Annotated in this window: 23 protein-coding genes; 11 read left to right on the forward strand and 12 right to left on the reverse strand. The window is 49.7% G+C overall.

Translation table 11 applies throughout. The features are described 5' to 3' along the window. Nucleotides 1-66: 66 nt before the first annotated feature. From AB3G37_RS10945 to AB3G37_RS10970, 6 genes are all read left to right on the forward strand, one after another. Complete coding sequence (locus AB3G37_RS10945; RefSeq protein WP_369790703.1) at nucleotides 67-1266, forward strand: hypothetical protein; 1200 nt, start codon at nucleotides 67-69, stop codon at nucleotides 1264-1266. Nucleotides 1267-1512: 246 nt separating this feature from the next. Further along, complete coding sequence (locus tag AB3G37_RS10950; protein ID WP_369790704.1) at nucleotides 1513-3078, forward strand: ABC transporter substrate-binding protein; 1566 nt, start codon at nucleotides 1513-1515, stop codon at nucleotides 3076-3078. Continuing rightward, nucleotides 3078-4130 (forward strand): ABC transporter permease, encoded by a 1053-nt coding sequence (locus AB3G37_RS10955; RefSeq protein ID WP_369790705.1) that lies wholly within the window; start codon nucleotides 3078-3080, stop codon nucleotides 4128-4130. The genes AB3G37_RS10950 and AB3G37_RS10955 overlap by 1 nt, the downstream gene beginning before the upstream one ends. Before the next feature lie 6 nt (nucleotides 4131-4136). Further along, a complete protein-coding gene (locus AB3G37_RS10960) occupies nucleotides 4137-5003 on the forward strand; it encodes an ABC transporter permease (RefSeq protein WP_369790706.1) in 867 nt (288 codons plus the stop codon). Next, the gene (locus AB3G37_RS10965; RefSeq protein ID WP_009636210.1) at nucleotides 4993-5877 is read left to right on the forward strand and encodes an ABC transporter ATP-binding protein; all 885 of its coding nucleotides are present in this window, start codon (nucleotides 4993-4995) and stop codon (nucleotides 5875-5877) included. Before AB3G37_RS10960 ends, AB3G37_RS10965 begins: the two co-directional genes overlap by 11 nt. Next, nucleotides 5874-6554, forward strand: a complete 681-nt coding sequence (locus AB3G37_RS10970; protein ID WP_369790707.1) for an ABC transporter ATP-binding protein — start codon at nucleotides 5874-5876, stop codon at nucleotides 6552-6554. The genes AB3G37_RS10965 and AB3G37_RS10970 overlap by 4 nt, the downstream gene beginning before the upstream one ends. Before the next feature lie 45 nt (nucleotides 6555-6599). Here the strand turns inward: AB3G37_RS10970 and AB3G37_RS10975 are convergent, their stop codons facing one another. The 3 genes from AB3G37_RS10975 to iolG form a co-directional block, all read right to left on the reverse strand. Continuing rightward, on the reverse strand, nucleotides 6600-7109 hold the full coding sequence (locus AB3G37_RS10975; RefSeq protein WP_369790937.1) for a retron system putative HNH endonuclease: 510 nt from the start codon (nucleotides 7107-7109) through the stop codon (nucleotides 6600-6602). After that, nucleotides 7090-8439: an AAA family ATPase gene (locus tag AB3G37_RS10980; protein WP_369790708.1), complete on the reverse strand. Its 1350-nt coding sequence runs from the start codon at nucleotides 8437-8439 to the stop codon at nucleotides 7090-7092. Before AB3G37_RS10980 ends, AB3G37_RS10975 begins: the two co-directional genes overlap by 20 nt. Nucleotides 8440-8710: 271 nt before the next feature. After that, on the reverse strand, nucleotides 8711-9706 hold the full coding sequence (gene iolG / locus AB3G37_RS10985) for an inositol 2-dehydrogenase (RefSeq protein WP_369790709.1): 996 nt from the start codon (nucleotides 9704-9706) through the stop codon (nucleotides 8711-8713). A gap of 561 nt (nucleotides 9707-10267) precedes the next feature. Between iolG and AB3G37_RS10990 the strand changes: the two genes are divergently transcribed. Beyond that, nucleotides 10268-10837 (forward strand): YbhB/YbcL family Raf kinase inhibitor-like protein, encoded by a 570-nt coding sequence (locus AB3G37_RS10990; RefSeq protein WP_369790710.1) that lies wholly within the window; start codon nucleotides 10268-10270, stop codon nucleotides 10835-10837. Nucleotides 10838-10998: 161 nt separating this feature from the next. Here the strand turns inward: AB3G37_RS10990 and AB3G37_RS10995 are convergent, their stop codons facing one another. From AB3G37_RS10995 to AB3G37_RS11005, 3 genes are read right to left on the reverse strand one after another with little or no spacing between them, the layout of a single operon-like run. Beyond that, nucleotides 10999-12321 (reverse strand): cytochrome c, encoded by a 1323-nt coding sequence (locus tag AB3G37_RS10995; RefSeq protein ID WP_369790711.1) that lies wholly within the window; start codon nucleotides 12319-12321, stop codon nucleotides 10999-11001. A gap of 54 nt (nucleotides 12322-12375) precedes the next feature. After that, nucleotides 12376-13980 (reverse strand): GMC family oxidoreductase, encoded by a 1605-nt coding sequence (locus AB3G37_RS11000; RefSeq protein ID WP_009636205.1) that lies wholly within the window; start codon nucleotides 13978-13980, stop codon nucleotides 12376-12378. Beyond that, nucleotides 13973-14512, reverse strand: a complete 540-nt coding sequence (locus tag AB3G37_RS11005; RefSeq protein ID WP_009636204.1) for a sugar dehydrogenase complex small subunit — start codon at nucleotides 14510-14512, stop codon at nucleotides 13973-13975. Before AB3G37_RS11005 ends, AB3G37_RS11000 begins: the two co-directional genes overlap by 8 nt. Nucleotides 14513-15024: 512 nt before the next feature. On the opposite strand from AB3G37_RS11005, the gene AB3G37_RS11010 reads away from it, so the two are divergent. Beyond that, complete coding sequence (locus tag AB3G37_RS11010) at nucleotides 15025-16116, forward strand: RHS repeat-associated core domain-containing protein (protein ID WP_369790712.1); 1092 nt, start codon at nucleotides 15025-15027, stop codon at nucleotides 16114-16116. Here the strand turns inward: AB3G37_RS11010 and AB3G37_RS11015 are convergent. From AB3G37_RS11015 to AB3G37_RS11035, 5 genes are all read right to left on the reverse strand, one after another. Next, nucleotides 16106-17242 carry a M20 family metallopeptidase gene (locus tag AB3G37_RS11015; RefSeq protein ID WP_369790713.1) on the reverse strand — a complete coding sequence of 379 codons (1137 nt, stop codon included), beginning with the start codon at nucleotides 17240-17242 and terminating at the stop codon, nucleotides 16106-16108. The genes AB3G37_RS11010 and AB3G37_RS11015 overlap by 11 nt on opposite strands. Before the next feature lie 28 nt (nucleotides 17243-17270). Continuing rightward, entirely contained in the window at nucleotides 17271-18362 is a 1092-nt protein-coding gene (locus tag AB3G37_RS11020; protein ID WP_369790714.1) for a phosphotriesterase, read from the reverse strand. Nucleotides 18363-18367: 5 nt separating this feature from the next. After that, nucleotides 18368-19366, reverse strand: coding sequence for an ABC transporter permease (locus AB3G37_RS11025; RefSeq protein ID WP_369790938.1), 999 nt, complete (start codon nucleotides 19364-19366; stop codon nucleotides 18368-18370). A 29-nt stretch (nucleotides 19367-19395) separates the two neighbouring features. Then, nucleotides 19396-20151: an ATP-binding cassette domain-containing protein gene (locus AB3G37_RS11030; protein ID WP_369790939.1), complete on the reverse strand. Its 756-nt coding sequence runs from the start codon at nucleotides 20149-20151 to the stop codon at nucleotides 19396-19398. Nucleotides 20152-20637: 486 nt separating this feature from the next. Then, nucleotides 20638-21660, reverse strand: a complete 1023-nt coding sequence (locus AB3G37_RS11035; protein ID WP_037379551.1) for a LacI family DNA-binding transcriptional regulator — start codon at nucleotides 21658-21660, stop codon at nucleotides 20638-20640. 671 nt (nucleotides 21661-22331) lie between these two features. Here AB3G37_RS11035 and AB3G37_RS11040 point away from each other — a divergent pair. After that, nucleotides 22332-23270 (forward strand): substrate-binding domain-containing protein, encoded by a 939-nt coding sequence (locus tag AB3G37_RS11040; protein WP_369790940.1) that lies wholly within the window; start codon nucleotides 22332-22334, stop codon nucleotides 23268-23270. A 153-nt stretch (nucleotides 23271-23423) separates the two neighbouring features. Here the strand turns inward: AB3G37_RS11040 and AB3G37_RS11045 are convergent, their stop codons facing one another. Beyond that, on the reverse strand, nucleotides 23424-24320 hold the full coding sequence (locus tag AB3G37_RS11045) for a PfkB family carbohydrate kinase (RefSeq protein ID WP_369790715.1): 897 nt from the start codon (nucleotides 24318-24320) through the stop codon (nucleotides 23424-23426). 26 nt (nucleotides 24321-24346) lie between these two features. Here AB3G37_RS11045 and AB3G37_RS11050 point away from each other — a divergent pair, with 26 nt between their 5' ends. Both AB3G37_RS11050 and AB3G37_RS11055 read left to right on the forward strand, forming a co-directional pair. Continuing rightward, complete coding sequence (locus AB3G37_RS11050; protein ID WP_369790716.1) at nucleotides 24347-25189, forward strand: BtpA/SgcQ family protein; 843 nt, start codon at nucleotides 24347-24349, stop codon at nucleotides 25187-25189. 2 nt (nucleotides 25190-25191) lie between these two features. Continuing rightward, the gene (locus tag AB3G37_RS11055; protein WP_369790717.1) at nucleotides 25192-25845 is read left to right on the forward strand and encodes a TenA family protein; all 654 of its coding nucleotides are present in this window, start codon (nucleotides 25192-25194) and stop codon (nucleotides 25843-25845) included. Nucleotides 25846-25951 lie beyond the last annotated feature (106 nt).

Consider the following 25951-nt stretch of genomic DNA (forward strand, 5'->3'; position numbering starts at 1 on the left):
TTTTTAATAATATCAATCAGTATCTAATGGTTTGCCAAGATCCAGTAAACCATTGGAAAAAATACTATGCCTCAATCAACCTATATGTTTAAGCACTATAGCGATAAATTACGCCAGCAGCCTCAAACCACGCAAGAAAGAGAGGAAAGAGATCGCGATTTTGGTGGTTTTTCTAATAATCAGTTTTACAGAGAGACGATAAAAAAGCACTTTTCCAAAAATCACCCTCAATCTCCCAGGGATAGCGATGACCGGTATACTGTGCGGCAGGCCTATAATTTAATTGACGAATCTGATACTCAAATGGAGGACTTGAATATTCGTTTGTCTTTCATGCATGAACTTAAGTTGGCCAAAGCGCTCAAAATTCAAACGGCCAAAGCCGTGGTATCTAGCGGAGTAAAATCTGCTGGCGCTTATGCCGGTATGGTATTAGGTGGAGGTGTTGGCACAATGGTTGCCGGACCAGCAGGAACATTGATGGGGGGAATAGCAGGGGCGACGGTGGGCGGCTTTTTTGGCAAGAAAGTTTATAAAAACGCTGAACGTGAATTGGGAAAGAAAATGGGGTGGAATAAAACTGCCAAGGGGATTTATCCCTCTACCAAAGACATTGGTGCCAGCATTGCTTCTGCCTATCTTGGTGCTGATATAGATGCCAAAGAATTTAAAAATAGTGTTGAAGGTCATGCTAAAAAAGGACTTAATAAATCAATTATTTCTGGTGAGCTAAAAATTATTTTGAAAGTTTTGAAATATCTCCCATTATCTGATTTATATAAAATTGGATATGAAAGAAACAAAGCCAAAAAGCCCTTATCCATTAATAAGCAGGGCAAGATTGTTGATTTATTTGAACAGCTTGAAGATGTTCTTAATAAAGAGTATGAAAATGTTCAGCTACCAATATCAAGGTTAAGCCCCACAGATGACGGTATTGCCCCATCCATTACCTCCGCCATAAAAGAATTCCAGAACTATAAGATGCCATTTGAAACTAAAATTACACTGGCTGTGATAAAGGATAAATACGAGAGCGCGAAAAAATTTATTGCCAGCAATCGTGTTTTAATAGCTAAATTAAGCCCTGTTGACGAATCGGATTTTTCAACTGGCGCTATAGCTAATCGGGAGTTGATAGCCAAGGATCAGGCCGATAAAGAGGCGAAAGTTAAAGAAGAAATGAAAGCAACAGCACTTAAAGATGGATATGAAGGAGATTCATTGGGAGAAACGTCTTCGAACAGGTGGAATACCCCCTTATAGAGATTACAACTCAAACAATATTTCATCACCAATACCCCCCTCAATGAGCTTGTCCTTCCTGCTTATCCACTGCAAGCCGGTTGAGGATAGGTAGTATATTGACCGTTTTGAGCAAGTTATATCCATTTAAATTATGTTATGCAAAAATTGCATAACCATAGACCTCAAATGACTTTATTGTGTGTTCATAACTACCATACACTCGCGAAATTATTAGCAATTCCGCTATGTTGAAGAGCACAACTAATGAAATTGATCCCTTCAGTTCTTTTTGCCGCTATTGCTGCAACTTTTACCGTACAGGCGGCTACACCGGCCAACACACTGGTCATTGCACAATCTTTGGATGATGCCTCTAGCTTCGACCCGGCGCAGGGTTTTGAACTGACCACCGTGCAGGCGTTTAATAATATTTATCAACGTCTGGTTCAGTCTGACCCTAACAACCCCATTGATTTGAAACCAGTGCTGGCCTCCTCATGGCAGGCGGGCAGTGACGGCAAGAGCCTGACTTTTACTCTGAATCCAAAAGCGACCTTCGCCAGCGGCAATCCGCTCACCGCCGACGACATCATTTACTCGCTGTCGCGCGTGGTGAAACTTAATCTCGAACCTTCATTTATCCTGACCCAGCTGGGTTGGAATGCCAAAAATGTGGATGGTTTCCTGACTAAAGTAGATGCCCGGCACGTTAAAATCAGCTGGACCGAGAATGTCAGCCCGAGTTTCGTGTTGAGCCTGCTTTCTGCGCCGGTTTCATCGATTGTTGACTCCAAACTGGTTACGCAGAATGCCAAGGGTGACGATCTCGGACACCAGTGGTTGAGTGACCACTCCGCCGGTAGCGGCCCTTACAAAATCCGCACTTATGTTCCGCATCAGGTACTGGTGTTGCAGGCCAATCCAGGCTCGCCAGAGGGCGCACCGAAGATCCCGACCGTGTTGATTAAAAACGTGCCCGATGCTGCGGCGCGTAGCCTGCTGATTGAGCAGGGCGATGCCGATATCGCACGTAATCTAGGCGCCGATCAAATGGCTAGTCTACAGGGCAAGCCGGGCGTAAAACCTCTGGCCGTACCTTATGCCTCGCTGTATTTCCTGTACTTCAATACCAAGGCCTCTCCGGCGCTGGGCAATCCGGCACTGTGGGAAGCGGCTCGTTATCTGTGGGATTACAACGGTATCGCCAAAGACCTGTTGAAAGGCCAGTTCCAGGTGCATCAAGCATTCCTGCCGGACGGTTATCTGGGCGCGTTGAACGACAATCCTTACAAGTTTGACCCGGCCAAGGCAAAAGAAATTCTGGCCAAAGCCGGTCTGAAAAACGTGACTTTCACTATCGCCGTGACCAACCAGCCGCCTTATCTGGATATCGCACAGGCGCTACAGGCCAACTTCGCGCTGGGCGGTATTACCGTCAAGCTGGAGCCAGGCGTTAGCTCGCAAATCTCTCTGCGCGTGAAGGCCCACAACTATGACGCGACGCTGTCTTCATGGGGACCGGACTATTTCGATCCGAATACCAATGCTGCTGCGTTTGCTTACAACCCGGAAGACGGCAGCAACACGCTGGCCTGGCGCGCAAACTGGAGCATTCCGGCTCTGAGCAAGCAAACGCTGGCCGCGACCGCAGAAAATGACAAGGCCAAGCGAATTGCGGACTACCGCCAGTTGCAGCTTGAAGTCCAGAAAAACTCGCCGTTCGTGATTGGCCTGCAGGCGCGCAGCCTGATTGCCGTGCGTGACAACATCAAAGGTTACGTGCAGGGCATCAACCCTGACATGGTGTTCTACAGCAAGGTCACTAAGTAATGATAGATAGCACTCCCCCGGTCGGTTTATTCCGACAGGGTTGGCGTTGGTCAGGCCGCCTGGTAGGCGGCCTGGTTTCTTTAATGCTGACTCTGTTAGGCCTGCTGGCTTTTACCTTTGCACTTTCTCACCTTGCACCGGTCGATCCGACACTCCAGATTGCTGGCGATCATGCCAGTGCGGCAACCTATGCTCAGGTGCGCAAAGATCTGGGGCTGGACAAGCCAATGCCGGTGCAGTTCTGGCACTATTTGCAGCATCTCGCCCACGGCGATATGGGCATGTCGAGCATTACGGGTCAGCCGGTAGCCAGCGACCTGATGCACACCTTCCCGGCCACGATTGAGCTTGCAACCTGCGCGATTATCCTCGGCGCTATATTGGGCATCACGCTAGCGTTACTGTCGGTGTACAAGCCCGGCAGCTGGATCGACAACCTGGTACGTCTGGTTTCACTGCTCGGCTATTCGGTGCCGATTTTCTGGCTTAGCCTGTTGGGTTTGCTGCTGTTTTACGCTGTATTACACTGGGCAGGAGGGCCGGGCAGGCTCGACGATGCCTATCTCTACACCATGGAGCCGCGTACCGGTTTTGTGCTGATTGATACCTGGCTTTCCGGCGATCGTGAGATGTTCTTTAACGCTATCCGTCACATGTGGCTGCCTGTAACGGTGCTGGGTCTGCTTTCGATGGCAGGCATCACCCGCCTGTTGCGTGCTTCGATGCTCGGCGAAATGAACAAAGAGTACGTGATACTGGCGCGTTCCAAAGGGGCTGGCCGCGCGCGCGTGCTGCTTTGCCACGTTTTTCCAAACGTATTGGGCACATTGATCACGGTACTCAGCCTGTCATATGCCAGCCTGTTGGAAGGCGCGGTGCTAACCGAAACGGTATTTGCCTGGCCGGGCGTGGGGCGTTATCTGACCAGCGCGCTGTTTGCCTCGGATACTCCGGCGATCCTCGGCTCGACGCTGCTGATTGGCACCTGTTTTGTTTTGCTTAATGCATTGGCTGATGCGCTGACTTATTTACTCGATCCGCGAACCCGGTAAGCTTTTATGACCCAACTTATTCCTAAACAACCGGCACTGGCCCGCGTCGCACCCGGCAAGGGGCCGCGCCGAATTACCACGCTGTCGATAGGTACCCTGCTGGTGGTGATCCTGCTGCTGGTGGCGCTGTTTGCGCCGTGGCTGGCGCCTTTTGATCCCAATCTCCAGCATATTGAAATTCGCCTGATGCCGCCGTCTGCGGCGCACTGGCTTGGTACCGACGGTTTTGGCCGCGACTTGCTCTCGCGAGTGATTTATGGCGCAAGGCCCACCTTGCTGCTGGTGTCGTTAATCCTGCTGCTGACCATTCCTTTCGGATTGCTGATTGGCATCAGTGCCGGGTATCTCGGCGGCTGGGTGGAACGTATTCTGATGCGTTTCACCGATATCGTGTTGTCGCTGCCGAGCCTGGTGATGGCGCTGGCGCTGGTGGCAATCCTCGGGCCGGGCCTGATGAACGGCGCGCTGGCGCTGGCGTTTACCAGTTGGCCGTCGTTTGCGCGTCAGGCGCGAGCCGAGACACTGGCTCTGCGTCGCAGCGATTATCTGGCTGCAGCGCGGATGCAGGGGATTGGTGGTTTTCGCCTGATGTTTGGCCATATTTTACCATTATGCCTGCCTAGCGCGGTCGTTCGTGCTGCACTGAGTCTGGGCGGTATTATCCTTTCTTCGGCTGGTTTAGGCTTTCTCGGCATGGGCATTCAACCGCCGACCGCCGAATGGGGGGCGATGGTCGCCGAAGGTAGCAAAGTCATTTTCGACCAATGGTGGGTCGCTGCCGCACCCGGTGGCGCGATTTTGTTTGCCAGTCTGGCGTTTAACCTGATAGGCGATGGCCTGCGCGATAAAATGGATACCCGTCATGGTAACTAATTCTCAGCCCCACGCGGCAAATTTGCACAACGATCGCCTGATTGCTCGTGACTTGACTGTCTACATTCCGGGACCGCAGCCGATTGAGCTGGTTAAATCGATTTCCTTTAGCGTCGGTCAGCAGCGAATCGCGCTGGTTGGCGAATCAGGCTCGGGCAAGTCGATGACTGCTCGTGCGCTGATGGGGCTGCTGCCCAATCCTTGCGTAATGCACGCAAGTCAGTTGACGTTGGGTGAGCAGGATTTAACTCATTTGAAAGAAAGGCAGTGGAACCAGCTGCGTGGCAATCGCATTGCGATGGTAATGCAGGACCCGAAACATGCGCTGAATCCGGCACAGCCGATCGGCAAACAGGTTGAGGAACCGCTGCGCCTGCACGGTAAGTTTAGCGGCAGTGAGCGCAAAGAGCAGCGGCTCGACATGCTTAACGCGGTGGGTTTGCCGCATCCGGCGCAGCTCAGCAAGCTTTATCCGCACCAGCTTTCCGGGGGTATGGGGCAAAGAGTGATGCTGGCGATTGCGCTGATTAATCATCCACAATTTCTGATTGCCGATGAGCCAACCTCAGCGCTGGATTTTGCAGTGCGCGAGCAAGTGTTGAAGTTGATCGAGCGACTGGTTGATGAGCGCAATATGGGCCTGATTCTGATTAGCCATGATTTACAGCAGGTAGCGGAATATACCGAGCAGGTGATGGTGATGTACAAAGGGCAAATTGTCGATAGCCTGCCGTCAAGCCAGCTGGCTCACGCCACGCATCCTTACACTCACACGCTGTGGTCATGCCGCCCGAGCAAAGCCACTCACGGCGAAATGCTGCCGGTGTTGGACCGCGCGTTGCTGGCGAAACTTAGTGAAGAGGGGCAGTTATGAGTCAGGAAATTATTGCCCAGCTGCATCAGCTCAGCGTTTCACATCGCCAAGGTTATGACGTTCGCACGGTGGTGCACGACGTGGACCTGACTATTCATCAGGGCGAATGTTTTGGTCTGGTTGGCCCATCGGGCTGTGGTAAATCCTCACTGCTGTGGGTGCTGGCGGGATTAAATACGCAGTGGAGCGGTAACATGACTCTGCTGGGGCATCGATTATCGCCGGGGAAACCTTTTACCGGCATCTTGCGCCGTGAAGTGCAGATGGTGTTTCAAGACCCTTATGCGTCGCTGCACCCAAAACACAAACTGCTGCGCACACTCAGTGAGCCGCTTAAGCTTTTGAAAGAACAGGATATCGAGCAAAAGGTGGCCGACGGTTTTCGTCAGGTTGGTCTCGACCCGGCGCTTATCCATCGTTATCCACATCAGCTTTCCGGCGGACAGCGCCAGCGCGTGGCGATCGTGCGTGCGCTGTTGCTAAAGCCAAAACTGCTGCTGCTCGACGAACCGACCTCGGCGCTGGATATGTCAGTTCAGGCAGAAATCCTCAACTTGCTCAATGAGTTGAAAGAGGCGGGTGAGTTGACGATGATTCTGGTTAGCCACGACGCCGACGTGATTGACCACATGTGTGACCGGCACGTCGCGATGGCAAAAGGCTTTGTGCTGGGTTGATGATGAAAAACTCCCTCTGTTAAATACAGTGGGAGTTTTAAAGAATTAAAGACAATTTGGGCATTTCTCATTAACTATACGCTCACCTAAATTTCCAAAGCATTGTCGAGCCGCTGAATGGAAAGGGCGTAATTTCGAAGGCGTTATTTCACAAAGTTCGCATTGAGCAAGATGTTCTAAACCTGTGGTGTCATCCATCAATTTATCAATTTCATTATTTAATTCTTCAATCCACCCCTTTCTTTTATTCTTCAAATATGCGGCATTTAGATTAAGTAAGTGAATTGTGTATTCTGCCTGGAGAATCTCTTGCTGAGATAAGTCTTGAGCAGGCTCGATTAATCCATTAGATAAATAGTTAAAAAACTGTCTGCAATTGGCCTGCAAAGGCGAAATAAAGAACGCGGGGTCAAAGTTATCACCTTTATGATGTCCTCCAAACTGATCACCTTTGGCGTAGATATTAAGATCTATGCTATCCATAGCACTAAGAACAAGGTTTTTATATTCAAAGGTCTGAGCAGGATAATGACATTTAGGCGCAATGTGTTCTATTTACAGGGTTTATATCCTCGTGTTCAGGTCCTAACAATTTTAAAAGCTCAGCGTGCAGTGCTATTGCTTCAACTGATTCATAGGACCCGCGATCAATCAGAGTTATATATTTTTCGTATAATTCGACCTGAGGTAATGGAGGGCGAGAGGAGACCTTCATTACGCGCTCTAAAACGTCGTTACTGGCTTCGGCAAGAGTCTCACCGACAGGGAAAGTACCTTCTCCAAAACCTCCACTATGCGTTATCAAACGGATTTGTTCTCTTTTTACAGTACTAAGCACTTGCGGGCTGTGAGTGGTTACAATGAACTGAATATTAGGGAACGCTTTGATTAGTTGGGGGAGGATCATTTGTTGCCATTCTGGATGAAGGTGCATATCGACTTCATCAATCAGCACAATCCCAGGCGTTTTTTTCGTGGCTGCTGTCAGAAAATGTGGATTCAGTAACACCGCACGGTAGGCGATGTCAGCTACCATGCCAATCGTGTTGCGCAAGCCATCGCTTAAGAGGCTTACCGGGTAATCGCCATGTTCAGGATGAGTAACGACAACAGTCTGGTGAATGGCGCTGTAGCGGAGATTTTGCCAACCCGTTGACTCTAAAATAATATCTACGGCATTACTGATGCTTTCAATCCAGTTTGATCTGGGTGTTGCAGACTTTGGAAGCCCGCGTTCTTTTACAACCATCTGATGTTCAAGTTCAGCCAGAGTTTGTTTGCGCAGCCAATGGCTAAAAGTACTATAACTTGATGCGGGATCGAGGCAATTCTTATAGCCATCAAGTCGGCTGTCGATCTTATTATTAGGACTTTTTATTTCATTCAGTCGTTTTTGTGCCCATAGGCGACCTGTCCCGTAATAAGCGATTAATGGTAGGGTAACTTCCTTGCCTTTTTGGACAGCTTGCTGCAATTTGGCTGCGAATTCTTTGAGCTCTTTTACCTGAGTTGTTCGCCCCTTTAAGGTGTTACGAGATCGTACCCATTTTTTGAAAAGCAAATTTTGTTCTGGAAAAGGTTTCGCCATGATAGAAACAGGGAGTTGTTGCTCCATTTGATATCCGCCATAGCTTGCCGTTTCCCGGGTCTCATCATTCCATCCTGTCGCTACTTTTGCTAAACGGATATCGCTGTCGTTTATTCCCTTGTCAACACCGGTCCCAAAGCCTCCAACAAACTGTCCCAGGGCGATAGTTATACCATCGAGGAGAGTCGTTTTACCTTGCCCATTCACCCCGACCAGCACTGTGAGGTCAGACTCAAAGCTGCATTCGAATTTTTCGAATAGGCGAAAGTTACTCAAGACAATTTGTTGAATCTTCATTAATGTTCCTTAACTTGAAATTTCATCGGTAGGTTATCACTAGCATCAGTGAAAAGTCTGCTAGTTATCCGTAGTTTCATCAAGTTAGTCATTATTGAATGAGGGAAGAATTTGGCTCTAATCACTCTATTTTGATAAATATTAAACTCAAAAAATCCTATCTAAAAGATTTTAAAGTTTTTGCGATAATCCCCTTTTAAAGATTTTAATCGATAGAAGGGGATATTTAATCTCAAGATTTGAACTCTTACACTAAATAAATGGAGCGCAGTCAAAGCGTCACCGTCACCACTTTCTGCGTTTTCAAAGATTCAATGGCCGCCTCGGCCAGCATTAGGGCCTTGAGGCCATCGTCAGCAGTAATTGGCAATGTTTTATTTTCTTTCACTGCCGTAACAAACGCCTGCCACTGCTGTTGGAAAGCCGCGTGATAACGGTCAAGCACAGAATACAGCGGCTTTTGTGACTGGACGGCATTGTCTTCAGTAAACTTCACCAGCGTAGTCGCGGGCACATTGTTGACCTGCAAACAGCCCAGCTGGCCGTGTGCTTCAATGCGCTGATCGTAGCCATAGCCTGAGCGGCGGCTGTTATTGATAACCACAATTTTTCCTGACGCGGTTTGCAGTGTTACCACGACGACATCAACATCACCGGCAGCCTTGATTTTTGGGTTCACCAGCGCAGCGGCGATGGCTGAAACAGCAATCGGTTCTTCCTGCAGCAGAAAACGCGCCATATCAAAATCATGAATCGTCATATCACGGAAGATGCCGCCGGAATCCGGATAATTTTCCTGCGGCGGGGGCGAAGGGTCGCGGGAAGATATCTGCAAATGCTCAAGCTCGCCAATTTCACCGGCACTCAGGGCGCGGTGCAGCGCCGCATGGTTTGGGTCAAAGCGTCGGTTGAAACCAATCATAAACGGCACGGCTAGCTGATTTATCTCTTCTACGCAGGCTCGTACCCGCTCGATATTCAAGTCGATTGGTTTTTCGCAAAAGATAGCTTTGCCCGCCCGCGCTGCCTGCAGAGCAAAATCAGCATGAGTATCATTTGGGGTGGCGATCAACACAATGTCGACTTCGGGATGATTAATCGCCTGTGTGACCGCAAGCACTTTAGCGTGATATTTTTCAGCTAATTCCCCGGCATTCCCTGAGGACGAACCTGAGACCGAGAACAGCACCGAGTCAGGATTATCGTCGATGTGTTTGGCATGAACCCTGGCAATTCTGCCCGCCCCCAACAGCGCAACTTTCAACATTGTGTTTATCCACCTATTAATAATGATTCAAAATCAGAGTCTGAATCAAAATTAGCAATATGAATTATTTATTTCAATAAATCATGATAATGAAATATTAAATTTGCTGGTGGGTTATCATTCTTACGTTCCGAGTTTTAGTTTTGACATCGTGAGGCTGCCAATAAAAGGTGCACTGACACCTTGGTGGTGCATGGCTGCGCGGTTATTGAAGCTGATTAAAATGCCATAAATTTATAATTATATGATTTATATTATTATTATCTTGATGTTCAAAAGTGGCATGTAAACTGCTTTATAATTTCGGATAGAAAGTATGGCACAGCACTAAGTCGCGCAATATTGAGTTGAGCTGGCTTAGTCAGCATTTTAAAAATGAAGGCGTCCGTTAGCGTTCAGGAGACTGAGCGCTAACAGGACGCTTTTTTTTGCTCTGCAATTCAACCCTCATGTTTATGACTTTTAACATAAACTTTCATTTTAAAAGACCTATTCGCCGTTGTAGGCAATCCTGGCTGCTATCCTTAAGGTTCTTATGCTTATTTATCAAGGATGTCGAACATGGCTTTATTAAACTCTCATTCGATTAACAAGGTCATCGCGGGATTGGCCGTGTGTGCCTGGTTACCCTTGGCCAACGCGGCGCCGATGTTCACTTTGAGCTCTCCGGCGTTTAACGATAATGGCGTATTGGCTAAAAAATACGCCGGTAACATTAAAGAGAACCCGGCCTGCGTCGGCGATAACTTTTCACCGGCTTTTAGCTGGCAGAATGCGCCCAAAGGCACCAAAAGCTTTACCCTGACCATCAGGGATGTTGATGCCAATCATGGCCTCGGCGTGAACCACCTGGTGGCTTATGGCATACCTGCCTCAACCACAGGTTTTGCTGGCGACGCGTTGAGTGAGGGGAAAGGGTTTATCGGCGGAAGCAACACGATGAAGCACGGCTATTATAACGGGCCTTGCCCACCGGTAGGCACTGGCTCTCATCACTATATCGTGCAGCTGATAGCCACTGATTTAGCGCCTGATGCGTTACCCAAAGGGCTGAGTTACGAACAGTTGTTCGAAAAGCTTAAAGGTCACGCCATTGATAATTCGACTCTGGTCGCCCGCTTCGGCGAATAATCTTGTGCTATTTCCCTTGCCCAATGGCAATAAAAAGGCCGAACGTGAGTTCGGCCTTTATGTGGTTTTTTCAGATATAGTCAAGGCATTGCTTCTGATTTAAGTCTGATATTGCCTTAAATCTTATCTGAGATTGTCTCAATCTCAATATAGCCCCTGATTTATTTCTGAGTACCGTCTTCAATTTTTGACGGATAGGTCAGGTCAGCGGCTTTACGCATCTTGGCAACTTCTTTCGCTGTGACGGTTGCACCGGCCGGGTTACCAAACTGGTTGCTGACATAGTTGCTGATCTGAGCAATTTGCTCATCATTCAGCTGGTTAGCAAATGACGGCATCATCACTTCGCCCTGATCCATGTGACGTTGAACGCCGCCCAGAATCACAGAAACCATGTTGCGACTGTCAGCTGCACCGGTGCTGGTGTGGTTATACAGCGACGGATAGGCGTGGAAGCCTTTACCGATACCGCCACCAGACTGACCGTGACAGGCTGCGCAGCTGCTGTTGAACAGCGCAGAAGCAGACTGGTCAAACGGCACGGCGTTGGCGCGGTCGGCGAACACGTTAGTTGCCGGTTTGCCCCAGGAATCGCGCGGCTGAGTCTGCTTGCTGTCGCTGATAGCTGGAACGGAGCGAATATAGGTTGCAATCGCGTTCAGGTCGCTGTCGGTCAGATGTTGCAGGCTGTGCTCGATAGCTTCAGACATGGCACCGGATGCCGACGCCTTGCCCGCCACGTCACCGGTTTTCAGGTAAGTGACCAGCTCTTGCTGTGACCAAGTGCCGATGCCGGCATTTTTGTCTGGAGTAATGTTAAATGCTACCCAGGACCCCAAATCGCCACCGGCAAAGGCTTTGCTGTTGTCCATACCCATGGTCAAGTTACGCGGAGTGTGGCAGGTGCCGCAGTGCTCCATCGCATCCACCAGATAACGACCACGGTTCCAGTCATCGCTTTTGCTTGGATCGTTCTTAAGCTCGCCTTTATCAAAGTTGAACCATTTCCAGAAGGTCATGCCCCAACGTTGGTTGAACGGGAAGGAGAGGTCAGTTTTAGCCGGAGCGGAATGTACGCCCGGCAATGACAGCAAATAGGCTTTAATCGCCAGCACGTCTTCACGTTTCATTTTGGTGAAGGAGTCATAAGGCATTGCCGGATAAAGTTGCTGCCCGTCTTTACCTACGCCGTCCTGCACGGCACGCACAAACTCGTCGTCTGTCCAGTTACCGATACCAAACTGTTTATCGGAAGAGATGTTAGTGCCATAAATTACCCCAAATGGCGATGCTAGCGGATAACCGCCACCAAATTGAGCATTTTTATCGGCGTTGGGCGCGGTATGACAGGCAGTACAGTCCGCCGCTGTTGCCAGATAGGCACCGCGTTTAATCATGTCAGCAGAGTTTGACGCATCATCGGCAAAAGCACTGGTCGCGGCCGCCAGCGGCAACAGTGCTGCCAGCAAATATTTTAATTTCATTTCCACATCCTCATACGATACCCACCGGTGAGTTATCGCAGTTCCTCAGAAGAATCAGGCCAGGCTTTTCAGCACCGAGTCCGCCATGCGAAGCGCCAGCGCTGTTCCCGTTAACGTCGAGTTAACGGTTGAAGCAGAAGGCATGATGCCGGTACCGGCGATAAACAAGTTCGGGTGATCGTGGGTGCGACAGTTGCCGTCCACGACCGAATCCTTAGGATCGCTGCCCATGATCATGGTGCCGGTAATGTGCTGGTTGTTGTTGTAAACGCCGCGTTTGCTGTAAACAACTTCCGTTCCGCCCATGGCTTCGGCGATCTTCTTGAAGTCAATCATCGACTGGTCATAGCCTTTGTTGACGTATTCCGGAAACTTGTAATACACCTCGAGGCGTGGAATACCCCATTCGTCCTTCTCGGTCTTGCTTGGCACAACGCGGTTCTCCGGCTCTGGCAGCATTTCCAGCAGGCAGTTCAGTAGCACGTAGCGGGGTGCCTGATAGGCCAGCTTGTCATTCAGTGCCTTGCCGTAATAGCCCTGTTTCACCAGACGTTCGGTCAGAGAACGCACCGGCGAGGTGTTTGCCAGGTCAACGCGGAGCGCAGAGCGCTCGTTACGCCAAGAGCCGTCACGCAGGTTGTTAATACTGCCCGGACGCATTGGACCACGACCAAAATAAACCGGCTCGTCGGCCAGGAATTCGACCGAGGTGCCTGGGTGGTCCATCAGGTTTCGACCTACCATGCCAGAGCTATTGGCGATACCGTTGGGATACTTGTCGCTGGTAGAGATCAGCAGCAGCTTTGGACTTTCCAGCCCGTTAGCGGTCAGAACGAAACGTTTACCCGTAACTTTATGGGTCTGCTTTTCTTTATCCAGATAATGGATTGCCACGATATTACCGCTGTCGTCGGCTTCAATTTTGTAAACCACTGCGTTGGCGATGATACGTACGCCAGCCTCATAGGCGCGGCGAGCAGAGATACCGCCGTGATACTGCGCGTCGATCGGGCAAACCGGCATACAGTTATTGTTACCGCAGCAGGCAGGACGACCGTCGTAAGGAATACTGTTACGGGCCTGAGGGCCGATACCGACAATGTAGCCCAGCGGCGCAACGCGTTCTTTAATTCGTTCAAAGCCGTAAGACAATGGGATGCCCGGCAGCGGGTAAGGCTGAGAACGCGGTGACCCTAAATCGTCATCACCTGAAACGCCCATTTTAATTTCAGCTTCGGAGTAATAAGGCTCCAAGTCTTCATAGCTGATTGGCCAGTCGCGACCCACACCATAAAGGGTGTTGATTTTCATATCGTTAGGCAGCAGACGGAAAGCCTGTCCGGCCCAGTGCCAGGTAGTACCGCCGACACCGCGCAGATACTGTGCTGCATACACGTCCGGGCCTTTTTGAATCAGATAGTTATTATCTTTTGGCTGGAACTTTGGCTGTGGTGCCCACGGCTTTGCCGGATAAGGCTCGGTAAAATCGCCTTTCAGCGGCGACTGGCGGAACAGCTCAACCGCTTCATCACGCTTGAAAAACGGGCCTGAGTCCAGCATCAGCACGGAAACTCCGGCTTTAGCCATCTTTTCGGCAGCCAGAGAACCGGCAATACCTGCACCAATGACGATTACGTCAGCGTTCAATGCTTCAGCCATGGGTTGCTACCTCGCTTTCAGGCTTGTGGATCCAGAAGTTCGGTTCGCCAACCGCATAACTTGGGGGTAATAGACTGTCTTTCACGAGTTCATAGCTCACAATATTTTCAAAGCCGATACAGACCTGAGTGCCGGGCTGGCCAACTACGCCTAGATACCAGCCATTAACCAGCTGTTGGTAAAGCTGCCCCAACGCCGCGGGCTGCTGTGCCAACAACTGATGCAAAGGATCGCCAATCACATCGCTGTGGGCGTCAAGCAGGGTAGTCAACGCATCAAGTTGAGCATCCAACTCTGCATGATGCAGCCAGCTGTACAGAGCCTGACCCAAATGGGATTCCAGGTTGTCCATTGCGGTCAGCTTTTTGGAGAGTTGCATAAAGTTGTCTGGCATCGTTATCGCCGAGGCCAGAGGCGGCGCTGCCAGCGCCAGATTGGTGAACACACTGCTGCCAAGCAACTGGCTGCCGAAACCGGCCGCAAGAACGCTCGCAGTACCAAGTACAACTCGGCGGCGTGAAAGATTGATCATGGTGGTTTTCCGTAAAATCAGTCGGTTAAAACATTCCGTTTAGTTCGGAGCCCTGTCGTATAAAAAAACTGATGTAAAGGTGATGCAAAAAACGCCATTGTTTGAAAATATCGAATCATTAGGTACGTCATTGACTAAATGTGACCGATATATTGTTAAATGTTTCGCTGATGTTAATTCACTTCTTTTAATGGGTGAATAGATAGTTTCGTAACTAAAGTAAATGGTTAAGGCGATTTATGATGATAATTTACACAAAATTGTGCGCAAAGCCTTGTCTTATCTAGGGTTATACAATAAGTGCTATTGCGAACCGAATGATACATTTTAAAATGGAATTTTCGTGAATTGTGAACTAAGTCCGCTTTTTATTATGGTTGGATTGAGGATTTGTTAAGTCTACGGACCTGCCACGGGGTCAGTGCCAACAGTATGATTATTGTGATGTAATATGATTTCTAATATGCCGGTAGAGAGGTCATAAATACGCCTTTTACTTAATTGGAAAGTTTATGACCGAAACAATTTTAGGATTTAGCGGCGAACGCAGCGATCCTCTTGGCTGTGTAAGCCATTTAGGTAATGGATATCGGGCTTACAGTCCGCTACTGATGCGCTTTAACAACCCGGACAGCTGGAGCCCGTTTGGTTCCGGGGGAATTAATCCCTATGCCTATTGTGAGGGTGACCCGATTAATCGTGCCGATCCCTCTGGCCATATGAGCTGGCAAACCGGGTTGGGAATAGGGCTGGGTATTGTGGGCGTTTTGGCGGCCGTCTACACCGGTGGCGCGTCAATTGCCGCTGCAGGAAGTATCATGGGAGCTTTGGCTGGAGCCTCCAGCGTAACGTTGGTTGTCGGGGGAAGTGCTCTGGCAGCAGATATCACCGGCATCGCCAGCGCAGTCACCCAAGATAGCCAACCAAAGGCCTCGGCAACTTTGGGCTGGTTGTCTATGGCGACGGGCATTCTATCGATGGGGGCGGGATTTACAGGGGCGCTGAGAAGCAGTGAGAGTTTGGTTGGCAAAATGGCTGGCTCGGCCACCTTAGAAGAAAGCGTGGAAAATATAGATACCAATCCAGAAACACGCGTTTTTTATTACGATTTTGATATAGCTGCAAATGGGGAAAAAATTGCCAGCGGTGAAAATGGTTACATCAGGAATTTCGCGGCAGGGGACAATCCGGCCGTCATCATGCACGGTAAGCCGGACTATCTTTTTGTCGATGGCAGTAATGGGGTGGACGCCTGTGGCATGGTTTCACAGGTGAAAGATAAGTTCCAGATTGACCTTGAGCAGAACGTTCGAGGAAAATCATTGCACCTAATCAGCTGTTACGGCAATTTTCATGCTCAGAAACTTGCCAACAGATTGAATTGCCCAGTGATAGCCTATGGAGACGATACTATATACACAAGTTCTACTCTGAAGCGGGCAGCCACTGGCAAGCCAATGGTATTGGTTCCGCGGGATCGGGCTTTGTTGAAAGATATTGAAGTGGCAAAGGTGAAAAAGCGTTTATTCAAGAACGCTACTGCGACCACGTTTATGCCAATTCCCATCCGTTTTGCCATGCCCAGGTTGGGATTTATGATTTAGGCGTCGTCGTCGCCCTGACAAGCCGTTGGTAAATTGTCAGGCACTGCTCCAAACGCTGCACTTCGCAGTATTCATCTGTTTGGTGAGCCATGGAAGGTTCACCCGGTCCGAGGATCACGCAGGGGGGATTGCCCAGCGCAGCAAGCAGCAGGGCGGCATCGGTAAAATAAGGCACAATACGCGGCTCTATCGGTGTGGAGTGATAAGGCTGGCACAGTGCGATGGTTTGCTGGACCCAGCCGTGCAGGCGATCGGTTAACACCGCAGGCAGGTCAACCAGTGTTGAAATAGTGACGGCGTCACTTAAATGATGCTGCAATTTTTTCCTGATATCTGAATGGTTTAGTGTAGGATCGGTTCTCATATCGACGTCAAAACTGGCGCGATCCGGTACTGAGTTAATATTTAACCCGCCACGAATAACGCCGACGTTTAGCGTGGGCTTTTTCATCAACGGATGCGCGGGGCCGAGTTCGAAGCTGCGAATTTTACCCATCGCATCCACCGCCAGATAAATGGCGTTGATTCCCAGTTCCGGCATTGAGCCGTGCGCGGTTTTTCCATGAGTTTCGCAACGTAGCCATAATGCCCCTTTGTGACCAATCACCGGATAGTTGGCGGTAGCCTCGCCGACAATCACCGCCGAGGGCAGTGGAAGCTCGATTTCGGCGTTTTGAATCAACGCCCGCGCACCGTCACAACCGGTTTCTTCACCGCCTGTCAGTAACAGCACTACGCCACTGCCGGTTTTGCACGACTCGTATTCGTTGATGCAGGCCACAATGAACGCCGCCACGGCCGCTTTCATATCGCTGCTGCCACGGCCATACAGCCGACCCTTTTCCACGTCGCGGCCAAATGGATCATACTGCCACGGGGCATTGCCCAGCGGCACAGTGTCCAGATGTCCCGAAAATGCCAAGGGCTTTCCTGACGAGTTCCCGCGGATACTGGCGATAATATTCATTCTTTTTTCACCAAACGGATGCTCGGCGACCTCAAAGCCGTGCTGGCGAAGATATTCACTCAGCCACAGCAGGCAGTCTTGCTCATTGCCCGGTGGATTGATGGTGTCAAAAGCCAGCAGTTTTTGCGTCAGTTCAATCACTGAAAGTTCAGATTTCATAGGTTTCCCTGGTGTGGGCAAACGAGTATCAAACAATAATAGTGCCGAAAACGCGCTGCGGATTGTTAATCAGCAGCTGTTCCAGCTGTTCGCCGCTCACCCCATGACGGCGCAGGCGGGGAACAAAATGTTTTAAAATATAACCATAGCCGTGGCCGCCAAAGCGGGTCAGCATTGTTTTAAGAAACACGTCTTGAGAAAGTAATACCTGATTAATGAATCCATCGTCGATAAGCGATTTAATCGCCTGCGCATTTTCCTCGTCTGAAGGAGACTGGGCACTCTCATCGGCATAGAAATAGTTCATACCTATCATGTCGTACTCCAAAAAAGCGCCGCGTTCGGCCAGCGTTCTTTGATAATTTTTATCAGCAAAGCTGGGATTCATATGACACAGCACGGTGTGATGCAGGTCAGCCCCTTCTTCCGCCAGAATATCCAGCACTTTGTGGCCCAAACGCTCCCATCCAGGCAGATGCACCTCAATGGGCACGCCGGTTGCGGCATTGGCCCGTCCTGCGGCGCGCAGCGATTTTTCCTCATTGGCGGTAAAGGCGCTTGAGACCCCGATTTCGCCAATCAGCCCGGCAATGACTTCCGGCTTGTCGGTGAAACCGCCCACGTCATAAATAATCTGATCGGTCAGCGTTTCCAAAGAATGGGTTTTAACATAGGTAGGATGCGAAGGTTCCAGATAAAAACCGGTGCCCATAATGATGTTTAGCCCGGTCAGGCGTGAAATCCGTTGCAGCGCTTTCGGGTCGCGGCCGATGCCGATATTGGTTGGATCCACCACGCTTTGCCCGCCCTGCGCCTTGAATTTCATCAGCTCTTCAATTGCCAGATCGACGTCAAAAAGCTGGCAATTGTCCCGACTTGCCAGGGGATTTAGTGAAAGCTCGCCAAGATTTTCGATTTTGACCGGCATTTCAGCAATATGGCGATCGCTACAGCAGCAGGGAGGCACCCACTTGCCGGAAGCATCGAGCAGGATATGCTCATGCATCAGCGTGACACCCAGGCTGCTCACCGGCATTGGCCCGAGCACGGTAGTCACATGACCGCTGGTAACACCCAGCGGAAACGGGTCGGGATGGCGAAATAATGAACCAGAAGTCATGAGCGCTATCCTTTACTAGTTCGAGCGGGATTGAAAATGCGCGTGTTAAGCCAGATGGCCAGTAAAATAATTAACCCGGTGGCGATTTGGGTATAAAACGGCGACATGTGGGAGAGGATCAAACCGTTTTGGATAACCGCAATCGACAGCGCGCCGAGCAGCGTGCCGATGATAGTGCCGAATCCGCCAAACAGACTGGTGCTGCCTAACACCACAGCCGCAATCACCTGTAGCTCGAAACCTTCACCCTGGTTCGATGAACCACTGCCGAGGCGGGCGGTGATAATCATTCCCGCCAGCGCCGCCGCCATGCCGCTCAGCATATACACCCACAGCGTGATAGATCGTGTGTTGACCCCCGCACGGCGCACGCCCTCGGCATTAGCACCGATAGCGGTAACATAGCGACCAAAACGGGTATGAGTCAGTAACACGTGACCTGCCAGCAGTGCGAGCACGCCAAGGATCGCCGGCAGCGGCAGCCCCAGTAGCCAGGCTCGCCCCAGCCAGATAAAGTCACTGTTTTCAGGGATTGGAATTGAATAACCCTGCGTCAGCAGCAGCGCAACGCCGCGAATCACTGCCAGTGTTGCCAGCGTGACAATAAATGCCGGTATGCCTTCGTAAGCGATAAAATAACCATTAATCGCACCAATCACTGCGCCTAAAGCCAGACCTGCCATCAATACTACCGGCCACGGCCAGCCCCAGTTGTTTAGCGCGATAGCCGAAAGCGCGCCGACCAACGCCAGCGTAGATCCTACCGAGAGGTCGATTCCGCCAGTGGTGATAACCAGAGTCATGGCTGCGGCGACAATCAACAGCGGGGCGCTTTGGCGTAAAATATTCAGCCAGTTGTATTTCGAAAGAAAATCATCGGTTGCGAAAGTGAAAACCACGCAGCAAAAAATAAAGAAAACCGCAATGCTGACCACGCCAGAATGATTGTGCAGGATGCGGCGTGATAGCGAATGTTTAATCAGTCGTGGACTGGACATATTCACAATGCTCATGGGCTTACCTTATGAAAGACTCAGTGAGGGACAGTTTCACGAGCCGAATGTGCCTCGAATTTTTGCCCGACAATCAGGTTGACGATGTCAGACAGGCTGGTGTCGGCAATTTTTCGGTCAGCAACGTTAGTGCCTTCGTACATCACCATTATTCGATCGCAGACCAGGAACAAGTCCTGCAAGCGGTGAGTTATCAGGATCACCGAAACGCCGCGAGCGCTAACCCGCCTGACCAGTTCGAGCACGGCCTCAACCTCGGCAACGGCCAATGCGGCGGTGGGTTCGTCCATAATCAACACTTTGGGTTCAAACGCCGCGGCGCGTGCGATGGCGATTGCCTGACGCTGACCGCCAGACAGATTGCGCACCAGAAGCCGGGTATCAGGAATCGAAATCCCCAAACCTTTCAGCATCTTGTGGGCCTGTTCATGCATCTTTTTTTCATCAAGAAAAGGAATGCCCAGCAAGCGAGTTTGCGGCTCGCGGCCCATAAACAGGTTACCCGCCACGTTAACGGTGTCGCAAAGAGACAGGTCCTGATAAACCATCTCGATGTGACAACGACGAGCATCTGAAGGGTTGCTAAAGTTAACCTCTTCACCGTCGATACGCAGTGTGCCGCTGCTGGGAACCACCGCGCCGGCCAGAATTTTAGTGAGTGTGGATTTACCCGCGCCGTTATCGCCGACCAGCCCGAGGACTTCTCCCGGAGCAAGGCTGAGATTAACGCCGCGAAGAGAGCGGATTGAACCGTAGGTTTTGGTGATATTAATCATCTCAACCCTCGGCGGGCCTGACAGGTCTCTGGACATAAATCTGCTCCATCACGAAAGAGGCGGGCGGAAAGCACATTGGCAGGGCCTGAAAAAGGCCGATATTGCCTGCATTTAGCCTCGCCGTTATTCGCCATTACCGATTTCCCTTTCCTTGTAAACCGGTTTACCCAAATGACAAAAATAACGGCGAAACGGCTATTCCCGCTCAACCGATTAACAAACCAATGAGTGTGGATATCTGAGTCGCCAAAAATAAATTTGCACTAAGCGTGCCAATTTATCGAATTGTAGGTGAAGGCAAGCTGATGCAAGACAAGAGAAGGAGGTTTTAAATCATTATAAAACAGCTAATTAAACCGTTTTATGAAAAGGAATAATTATTGTCCGAAGGCAGTAAGAATGCTATCTGGTAAACATGGGTAATTCTTTTGGATAAAAAATAGTCTGCCCCATTTTTGAGCGATAGAGCCAAAATGGGGCGAAATTTTAACCTTTGGAATGCCACGGCGAAACGGAATCTCGCGACACCCATTCCACCGGAATGCGTGAAATCGGCTGAACGTCAGTATCTTCGTTAAACAGTTTTATCAGCATTTCAACCGCTGTACGGCCAAGATCTCGGGCTGACTGGCGAATGGTCGAAAGCCTCGGGGTGATTAGGTCTGAATAGATTGCGTCATCAAAACCTACCAGCGAAAGTGATTCAGGTACGCTAAGGCCTTTTGATCGAACGCCGTCGAGCAGACCCAGCGCCAGATAATCACTGGCGGCAAAAATAGCACTGGGTGGAGGAGACAGGGCAAGGAGATGATCCAGAGCCTGGCGACCAAAATTGCGGTCATAATCACCATACAAAACGCGGCTCGAATCATAGGGAATGTTACTTTTCAGCAACGCCTGCCGATATCCCTGATGGCGTTCGCGCACGCTCATCAACTCGTCAGGGCCGCCGACAAAGGCAATGTGCTGGTGTCCAGCGTCGATCAGGGCCTGAGTGGCAAGTTCACCGCCGCGTACATTGTCGGAAAAGACTTTCGGCATATCGCAACCGGGCACATCTTCGTCAATTAGCACCACGTGGCGCTGATCTTTCAGCTCAATATATAATTGGCCGTTGTCCGGTCGGTTAGTCGCAAACAGCAGGCCATCAACCTGGCGGGTATCAAGCCAGCGGATAAACTGGCATTCTTTTTCAAGATTGTTGCGGGTCACGCAAAGAACCAGGCTGTATTTATGCTCTGAGGCAGCCTCTTCAGCGGCATCGGCCAATTCGGCAAAGAAGGGATTGGCGATGTCAGGCAGCACCAGACCGATGGTTTCGCTGCCGCCCATGCTCAGTCGGCGAGCCAGGCTATTGGCGCGATAACCCAAGGTGTTTATCGCGTTTTCGATTCGCTGCACTGTTTGTTGTGGCAAATTAATGCTGTTGTTCAGATACCGTGAGACGGTAGCTTTCGAAAGCCCTGCCATTTCCGCTACGTCTGATAACACAACCCTTCTATGAGCCATAATTTATCCCTGCTTTCTTTACGTCAGGGCCGCTAAATGCAGCCAGATTCGCACTAATCCCAAGTGATAGACAGCATATTACAAACTCCGAAGCATGGAACAATTAAATTGTGCAGAGTGCTTGTTGCGGGCTTAAAATTCTATTATTTGCGATGATTGGCGTGCTTACGACTACCCGTTGAGGGTAAAAGTCCGTGATTCGAAATCGCCCGTGTCCTTACAAGTCTCATTTTCGATTTATCATTTTCGGGGAGTTTATCGGTATAAATTTTGAATTCCTTTAAATTTATTGATAATGAAAATGGACTATTCTCAATAAATCAAGCTAATAAGATGAAGATCCGCCATTAGATAGCGAGCGCGTAATCTGCGTTTTAGATTGCAGCCAAACTTTCCTCTTGACTTTTTTTTCACCAGGTTCAATTGTATTCGGCAATTACCTGTCACAAAGCTTTATCGAATTTGCTTCGTTTGGAACGTGGCTTTTCGAGTTAGTCATCAGTCTTCCCGATATTTGAGTCGCCAACAGTCATTCGAACGATCTTGGTTGAGAACAGCGCTGCGCCTGCCGCATTCTCTACGATTATCGATCGAGTTTATCGTTGTCTTTTTCGACTCATGAGGATGTGATTATGTTGATTAATGCCGGTAAGAAAAATATTACTTCACAAATGGCTCTCTTCACCCGAACCGCTCTCGCAGCGGTTACCCTCACGATGTTATTCTCTGGCGCTGTTAATGCTGCCGAAGCTCCAACTTATGCAATGGTACAAATTAACCAGCAGGCTCTGTTTTTTAATCAGATGAATAAAGGTGCCGCCGATGAAGCGAAGAAAACCGGTGTTAAGTTGGTGGTTTACAATGCCAACAATAATCCGGTCTCGCAAAATGATGCTATCGAAAATTATATCCAGCAGGGCGTGAAAGGCATTATGGTCGATGCCATCGATGTTAACGGCATTATGCCAGCCATTGCTGAAGCGGCAGCTAAAAATATTCCGGTAATTGCTATCGATGCCGTATTGCCGGCCGGTCAGCAAAAGGCGCAGGTGGGTGTCGATAACATCAAGGGTGGCGAAATTCTCGGTAACTATTTTACTCATTACGTGAAAACCAACATGGGTGATAAAGCCAAAGTCGGGATTGTTGGCGCATTGAATTCAGCCATTCAAAACGATCGTCAGAAAGGTTTTGAAAATACGCTTAAAGGCCACAGTGGTATTTCCGTGGTTGGCGTAGTCGATGGCCAGAATATTCAGGATAATGCCCTGACGGCTGCTGAAAATTTGATTACTGGTAACCCGAATATGACCGCGATTTATGCTACCGGCGAACCTGCATTATTGGGGGCGATTGCGGCGGTAGAGAATCAGGGGCGTCAAAATGATATTAAGGTGTTCGGCTGGGATCTGACTTCGAAAGCAATTACTGGCATTGATAAAGGCTATGTCACTGCGGTGCTGCAACAGGACCCGTTAAATATGGGAGTTGAAGCAGTTAAGGCGCTAAATAAAGTGGTTGCCGGTCAGTCGGTGGCTAAAACGATCAATGTGCCTGCGACGGTGGTAACCAAGGATAATGTGGATGCGTTCCGCGCCCAATTTAAGTAATTGTTTACCCGTTGTCCTTTGATCCGTATTTAGTTGGCCGCAATCGCTGAACCCAGTCACTTATCTGACTAAGCTCCTGGGGCTCAGCTCACTGGCTGTCTTGCTACAACGCCAGGCTTTAGCGGCGTTTGGCAAGACTGCTCAGGTTTGGAGTTAGCGCAAAATTTCAGCCAGTTCGCTTTGGGTCGGAAAGGCGCTCAGCGTGCCGGTTCTACTTATGGTGATGGCCGAAGCGCGTGCGGCACGGCGCAGGTCGTCTGGGGTGATGTGACTTTCTCGCTGTATCGCGCAGGCGAGCATCACGGCGAGGAAGGTGTCACCGGCGCCGGTGGTGTCGGTAACGGTGACTGATTCGGCAGGGACTTGATGCATCCCTTGGGCATCGAGCAACATTGAGCCTTGTGCGCCAAGGGTGACGATAACCTGCTTTACACCTGCATTGAGCAGATTGGCGGCGGCGAGGGGAATATCTTCGGCAGCACCAAGAAGCTGGGCTTCGAGCTGATTGACGACCAGGACATCAACCAGCGGCAACAGTTGGGTGAAAGCAGGTTTGACCGGTGAGGGATTAAAAACGGTGGTTAATTTTTTCTCGCGAGCAAGGGTAAAAACGGCAGCAGTTTTTTCAAAGCTGAAATTACCCTGCTGTAATACCACGTCCTCAGGCGCTGATAATAAAAATGCTTGCTGGATGTCGTCCAGATGCAAATAGTTAGCTGCCGTGGTGGTTGTTATGTTGGCATTGTCTCCATCGGCACAGTTTAATATTAGCGAGGTATCAGTGCGGCAATCACCAGGTTTTTTTGGAAGCAGGGTTAATGGCTCATGATTAATTATTTCTTTGCACCAATGACCATGGCTGTCATTGCCAATGGCAGCAATCAAGGTGGTTTTAATAGCGCATCGTGACAGAATAATAGCCTGATTTGCGCCTTTTCCACCGAGGTCTTGATGGGTTTTTATTCCATGAATTGACGCGCCTTTATCCGGCAATTCATTAATTAGATAGGTTTCGTCCACGCTAATATTGCCGACAACGAAAACTTGCATGAAATATTCCTTAGGAGAGTGATGTTATGGCATCTATATCAGCAGAAAAAACCAGTGCGATACAAGAGATATTTTCAAGGAAAAAGGCAATAATCGGCGTAGTTCACTGCGAACCTTTTCCAGGCTCGCCTAATTACCGTGGAAAATCAATTAATCAAATTATGGATATCGCTTTGAGTGATGCCAGAGCTTATTTGTCTGGTGGCGTTCACGGGCTGATAATTGAAAATCACGGTGATATTCCTTTTTCAAAACCCGAAGATATTGGTTATGAAACGGCTGCTTTTATGTCCGTAATTACCGACCGTATTAAAAAAGAGTTTGGCTGTCCGCTGGGCATCAATGTGCTGGCCAACGCGGCTATCCCGGCACTTGCCACTGCGTTGGCCGGGGGGGCAGATTTCGTGCGAGTTAATCAATGGGCCAATGCCTATATTGCCAACGAAGGTTTTATCGAGGGGGCTGCGGCCAAGGCATTGCGCTATCGTTCACAGCTGCGGGCCGAGCATATCAAGGTGTTTGCCGACAGCCACGTCAAGCACGGCAGCCACGCGATCGTGGCAGACAGAACGATAACCGAGCTAACTCGCGATGTGGATTTCTTCCAGGCCGATGCGGTTATTGCTACCGGTCAACGGACCGGCGACAGCGCCACGATGGACGAGATCGACGAAATTAGCGCGGCTACCGAACTTCCGCTGCTTGTGGGATCTGGCGTAACGCCGGACAACATCTGTCAGATTTTACAGCGAACTCAGGGAGTGATTATCGCCAGCACGTTGAAGTTCGGCGGTGTGTGGTGGAATCAGGTTGACCCTGCACGGGTCAAACACTTTATGTCTGTGGCGCAGGCAGAGCTGGGGGAATGAGCATGGCACAGCAGAGTTTCACCGATCGCTTGCTGGCGGAAAATCAGGTTGTATGGGAGGCGATGCAGCAGCATCGTTTTGTCACCGATATTGAGCAGGGTAAGCTGCCCGAAAAGGTGTTCAATCAATACTTGGTATTCGAAGGCGATTTTGTTGCCACGGCAATCGGCATTTTTTCTTACGCAGTCATCAAGGCACCGGATATTCGCCAGCAGCGCTGGTTAATTGGCGTTTTGGATGCCTTGGCCAATGAGCAAATCGCCTATTTCGAAAGAGTGATGGTAAAAAGAAACGTCACGCCGGAAAATTACTTACGGGGTGCGCCGGGGGTCTATCGTTTTAGTCAAGGCATGTTACGCGTCGCGGAATCAGGATCTTATACAGAAATTCTGATCCTGATGTTTGGTGCCGAGTGGATGTATTACCACTGGTGCAGCCGTGTTATCCGCGCTGACATTATTGACTCGGATATTAAAGATTGGGTTTTAATGCATGCGGAGAAAACCTTTATCGATCAGGCGAGCTGGCTGAAAGACGAATTAGACCAATCAGCCGAACAGTTTAGTGAATTGGAGCAGGTGCAGCTATCAGGTTTATATGCGCAGGTTCTACAATGGGAAATCGATTTCCATAGTGCGGCATATATAGGCTTATAGAGTAAACTATTAGCCCTGATGTGAAGGTCTACCATGCATAGTCAATGGTAGACGTCTATTTGATTGACAAAATATTTGATAACTAAATGATTTAATGAAATTAAGT

It is taken from the genome of Rouxiella sp. WC2420 (genome assembly GCF_041200025.1).
Classification (GTDB): domain Bacteria; phylum Pseudomonadota; class Gammaproteobacteria; order Enterobacterales; family Enterobacteriaceae; genus Rouxiella.